This window comes from Kitasatospora sp. NPDC059327 (assembly GCF_042752535.1).
Classification (GTDB): Bacteria; Actinomycetota; Actinomycetes; order Streptomycetales; family Streptomycetaceae; genus Kitasatospora.
On record NZ_JBHYYB010000193.1, the window covers coordinates 2,469 to 7,479 of the forward strand.

General features: G+C 69.9%; 4 protein-coding genes. All 4 read right to left on the reverse strand.

What is annotated here, in order from left to right; all coding sequences use genetic code 11:
- Positions 1-666: 666 nt before the first annotated feature.
- The 4 genes from ACFXHB_RS43875 to ACFXHB_RS43890 all read right to left on the reverse strand — a co-directional run bounded on the left by ACFXHB_RS43875 (position 667) and on the right by ACFXHB_RS43890 (position 4,909).
- Positions 667-1,257, reverse strand: coding sequence for a hypothetical protein (locus ACFXHB_RS43875; protein WP_380582702.1), 591 nt, complete (start codon positions 1,255-1,257; stop codon positions 667-669).
- Positions 1,258-1,420: 163 nt separating this feature from the next.
- Positions 1,421-2,080, reverse strand: a complete 660-nt coding sequence (locus ACFXHB_RS43880) for a hypothetical protein (RefSeq protein WP_380582704.1) — start codon at positions 2,078-2,080, stop codon at positions 1,421-1,423.
- Between the two features lie 135 nt (positions 2,081-2,215).
- The gene (locus tag ACFXHB_RS43885; RefSeq protein ID WP_380582706.1) at positions 2,216-3,526 is read right to left on the reverse strand and encodes a family 16 glycosylhydrolase; all 1,311 of its coding nucleotides are present in this window, start codon (positions 3,524-3,526) and stop codon (positions 2,216-2,218) included.
- Positions 3,527-3,619: 93 nt separating this feature from the next.
- Entirely contained in the window at positions 3,620-4,909 is a 1,290-nt protein-coding gene (locus ACFXHB_RS43890) for a Gfo/Idh/MocA family protein (protein ID WP_380582707.1), read from the reverse strand.
- Between the last annotated feature and the right edge of the window lie 102 nt (positions 4,910-5,011).

A 5,011-nucleotide genomic window follows, 5' to 3' on the forward strand; every position in this document is an offset into this window, starting at 1 on the left:
CTACCTCAACTCCCTCTTCCCCAACCTGCTTTGGGTTTTGGTTCGGGGGGTTGTTTTTTTTTTTTATGTTCAGGGGGTGGGGGGGGGGGGGGGGGCGCGTTCCACCCGGGCCCCCACGGGGGTGTGCCTACAGCAACACCGGTTCAACGGCGGCCGCGATCCGCTCCGCCCGCTGCGCCGGGTCGGCGTCGCTCTCCGCCAGCTCTGCGCCACCTTCTGGACGACGAAGGCCGTCCACTCCGGATAGCCGGAGCCGCTCGCGGCGGCTGCCGACAGGGCGTCCACTGCGGCGAACAGCAGCGACCCGTCCGTCAGGTACCCTCACAGCTCCAGATGTCGGCGCGGCTCGGCACCCGCGGGGCAGCGACGCGGCCGGGGGCCGGCCACAGCAGGAGATAGCCGCTGACCGGCTGGGACGGCCCGGAGCCCCAGATGGCGCTCGCCCTCGCTGACCCGGGTTGAGCAAGACGCCGCAGGTCGAGAGGACCCCGCACGCAGAGCGGTGGGCGGAGTAGGCGGCGCAGCGGGGTGCGGGGGCGGTGCAGGCCGAAGGTCAGGCTCATGCCGTCCACCTCCCTGTGGTGGCTTCGTCCCGGGCCGGGCCCGTCAGGCCCGGTGTGGGGATCGCGGTGGGTGCGGCCGGCATGGTGGTGCGCAGGTAGTTCGTCATATCGGGGATGCTGGGAACGTCTCCTGACAGGTTGTAGGACAAATGGAGCAGCGGTGTCGCCCGCACGGGGAGGTCTTCACCCGCCCGGGCGAGCCGTCGGCGACACCCCCGTCCGGCCGGGGCGGGCGTAGCGGGTCAGGGCCGGTGGCCGATGAGGAGGCGGGCCTCGCGGCGACGGGCGGGGGTGGGGCGGCGCGGTCGTGGAGGCCGATGGACTCCGGGCATCCGGTGTCGCCGCAGGGGCGGGGAGGGTCATGGGGGTCGATCGTGAGGTGGCCAATCTCGCCGGCCCATCCGTCGACGGTGGAGGGGTGGCCGTTGAGGGTGTGGGCGGCGGCGATGCTGGGAACGGCGACAGCGGTGTGGACAGGCTCGATTCCTTCCTCGCGGGCGTGCTCGTGGAGGTCGTCGATGGTCCGGCCGATCGTGGCCAGGACGGCCGGCGGCCGTTCGCGGCGCGGGGTGGGACGGTGCAGGGAGATGGCCTGGTTGATGTCCGGGCCGATGATCGCGCCCTTCATCGCGGTTCCGCCGGCGTCGAGAGCGATGACGTAGCGGGGACCTGGAGGCAGGCTGGCGAGACTCATGCTGCGGCGTTCCGCAGGGTTCGGGATCAGGCAAGGTGGCGGGTGTCGCTGGCCGTGGACCGGTACGACCCGGGTGAGGTCGACTCACGGCCGGGCGGCCGGGACGGCAGGCGGCGCAGGCGCATGCTGGTGTACGGAAGGCTGGGGGGATGTGGGGGCCCGGTCAGCCGGTGGGCTTGGGTGGGGCGACGGCCTGCGCGAGGGGGGTCTTGTCGATGGCGGTGATGGTCCACCGGTCGCCGGTCCTGGTCAGGCTGACGGTGCGGTGCTGGGTGTAGCGCTTGTTGAGTTCGAAGTGGTTGGCCGCGAGGTAGGCGGGGTCGGCGGCGGTGAACGCGATGGTGGCGTCCATCTCGACCTTGGCGGTGGTCATGTCCTGGTGGAAGGTCGATTGGTACCAGGAGACGCCGAGCTGACGGGTGGCGAGGTGGTTGGTGGTGAACATCTGGGTGAGTTTGCTCTCGTACTGCTGGGAGCGCAGTGCGGCGGCGAAGTCCGGGTGGTAGTAGGTGAAGTCCTGCTGGATGCTGTCGGCGAGGTTCTGCTGGTCTCGGTTGTCGACGGCGCCAGAGTGCAGGACGACGGTCTTGCGGACCGCGGTGACGACGGGGTCATCGTCGGGAAGTTGGCGCAGGGTCTTGCCGTCCTGGTCGATGACGTGCCACAGGCTCTGGCCGGAGTGGTCGGGCATCTGCGGTGCCGCGCTCGCGGCGCTGGGGGTGGCATCGGTGTGGGTGGCGGTGCAGGCGGCTGCGGCAAGCAGGGCTGCGGTGGCGAGGACTGCGCGGAGGGCGGCGCGTCGGTGGGCGGTGGTGGTGGACATAGGTGCTCCCGGGGGTGGGTGGCGGGCCGCCGTAAGGGCGGTCCGCCACCCCGTTGGGGCGGATCGGGTGACGGGCCGGCGTGTGAGACGGCCCGTCACTCGGTTCGGGGGGTCAGGACCAGCGGACGGGCCAGGTCACTGGCCGGGTTCGAAGGTCCACTGGCTGGTCCACCAGGTGCTGGGGGCGGCGCCGTGCTGGAAGTTGCCGGTGAGGTCCTCGGTGTGGGCGTAGGTGCCGGTGGACCGGTTCTTGAGCCGCTTGTAGTTGCCGCTCACGGTCTCCTCGGTCCATTGGCTGGTGGTGTCGGTGGCGGGGAGGCTACCGTAGTGGACTATGGCGTCGGCTGTGGTGGTGTTCATGTACTCGCCGGTCCAGCGGTTGCGGTAGCGGGTGTAGCCGTCGCTGGTGGTCTCCTTCGTCCACTGGGAGCTCCAGTACGCGGCGGGCACGTTGCCGTACTGGACGTTGCCGGTCTTGTTCTCGATGTTGAGGTACTGGCCGGTCTGGTGGTTCTTGATCCGCTGGTAGCCCTCGGAGTAGCCGGCGTTGTTCTTGAAGACGCGGAGGTAGTCGACGTTCCAGGTCTTGGGCCAGGTGTCGTTGTGGACGCCGGATCCCGCGTCGGTGTACAGGCCGAGGATCATGCCCATGGGCGAGTTCGGGGCGTCGTTGATCGTCCTGTAGAGCTGGTTGTCGTAGTAGAAGTTGAGCTGGGTGGGGGTCCAGTCCATGCCGTAGATGTGGTACTCGGTGGTGGGGCTGCCGCTGGGCACCGTGGTGTCGGAGGACCACCAGTTGCTGAGGAAGTTCGGGTCACTCCAGCCATAGGCGCCGATGCGCCAGTTGTTCGGCTGGGAGAAGAACGTCTCGATCATGTCGATCTCGGAGTTGGCGCTGGCGCTGCTGGTGTCGTCGGTGCCGACCATCCACAGGGCCTGGTGTCCACCGCCGCCGACGTCGGAGTTCTTTGCCCGGATCTCGAAGTACCCGTACTTGGTGGAGTAGCCGTTGAAGTCCGGCTCGTGGTGGTCGTTGGGCATGTCGTAGTTGAAGCGGTGCCACCAGTCCTTCTCGTAGGACTGGATGCTGGAGATCTTCACCGTGCCGTCGTACTTCGCGTTCCACGCGGGGGTGTCCTGGTCCAGGCGCTGCGTGAGGATGCCGTCGGCGATGGTGTAGCGGGCCTTGGCGTTGGCCGGGGTGGAGGTCCAGTGCGGCAGGTAGGAATCCAGCCACTTGGAGGTGTTCAGGCTGGTGCCGTCGAACTCCTCGGCGAAGTCCAGGGTGTAGCCGGGCTTGGTGGTGGGGTTCGGCGGGGTGTCGGCGGCCTGCGCGGTGGTGGCCGGCAGCACCAGCGCCGTGCTGAGCGCGGCGCACAGCGCGCCGATGCGCAGCAGGCTGCGGCTGGTTCGGGTGGGTGGGTTGAGGGCGGTGCGTGGTGCCATGGCTGGTCCCTTTCGGGTGGGGGTGGGTGGTGCATTGCGTCCTGCCGCGCCGTGCGGGGGATCGGCGCGGTAGGAGGTCTGGGGCGGGCCCGGTCAGGGTGTCAGGGCTTCGACGCTTCCCTGGTGGCGGGCGCGTTCGGCGGCCCAGGCGACGAGGTGGCTCTCCAGGCTGGTGGCGGGGGCGGAGAGGATCAGGGTCTCGTCGCCGGTGGTGAGGGCGTCGAGGAAGGCGTCGACGAGGCGTTCGTCGCCGCCGCCGTGTCCGCTGCCGGCGTCCGGGCCGTCGACGCCGAGGACGAGGGTCTCCTCGTGGCCGGTGACGAAGTCGGTGACGGTGGCGTTGACGCCGTCACCGTCGAGTGAGCCGCGGGTGCCGAAGATCCGGGTCTTGCGGTGGGTGAACGGGGTGAACGCGGTCATCGTGAACGAGGCCGTGGCGCCGGTCGCGTACTCGAGGTTGACGACCTGGTGGTCTACCACGTCGTTGTCGCACGCGTACACGCAACGCCCGTACGGGCCTTCACGCAGCGCCTGGGTGATGCCCTCGGGGGTGCGGGAGTCGGTGACGGCTCCGAGCGGCCAGCGTTCCCGGTCGGGGTGGCCGAGGCAGCCGAGGTACAGGCGGGGTGCCGAGTAGGGGCAGGTGGGCTCGACGGGGCAGTCCAGGCAGTTGTCTGCAGCAGCGGCCGGGCGGTTCTCGGGGCGGAAGTGGGTGAGCGCGCCGAAGGAGGACACCTTGGTGACCGGGGAGCCGACGATGTAGGAGAGCCAGTCCAGGTCGTGGGAGGACTTGGCGAGGAGCATCGGAGTAGCCTGGTCCTCGCGCCGCCAGTTGCCGCGGACGTAGGAGTGGGCCTGGTGCCACCATCCGACGGGTTCGAGGTGTTCGACGCTGACGATGTCGCCGAGCCGGCCGGAGTCGACGATCTCCTTCACGCCCTGGGTGTAGGGGGTGTAGCGGAGCACGTGGCAGACGGCGAGCATCACACCGGCCTTCTGGACGGCGTCGACGATCCTGCGGACGTCGTCCTCGCTGGTGGCCATCGGCTTCTCCAGCAGGATGTGGTAGCCGAGTTCGGCGAAGCGCAGGGTGGGTTCGACGTGGTCGGCGTCCTGGGTGGTGATGAGCACGGCGTCGGCCTCGGGCGGGTGCTCGGCGAGTGCCTGCCAGGTCGGGTGGTGGGTCGCTCCGGGGTGCCGGGCGAGAGTGGCGGCGGCCCGCTCGGGGTCGGGTTCGGCGACGGCGATGATCTCGGCGCGGCCGGTGTCGGTGGCGTAGCCGGCGTAGGTGGTGCCGCGGCCTCCGGCACCGACCAGGATCAGCCGCAGCAGGCGGTCGGGGGCCGGGGTCGCTGTGCTCGGCTGTGCGGGGGCGTGCGTCATGGCGGTGGGTCCTAATCCGTGTGTAGGGATTCCGGCCTGGCCCCGGCGGGGCGGCTGGTCTTGCTGATGGACGGGTTCGTGGTGACCCGCGGGTGCCGGGTG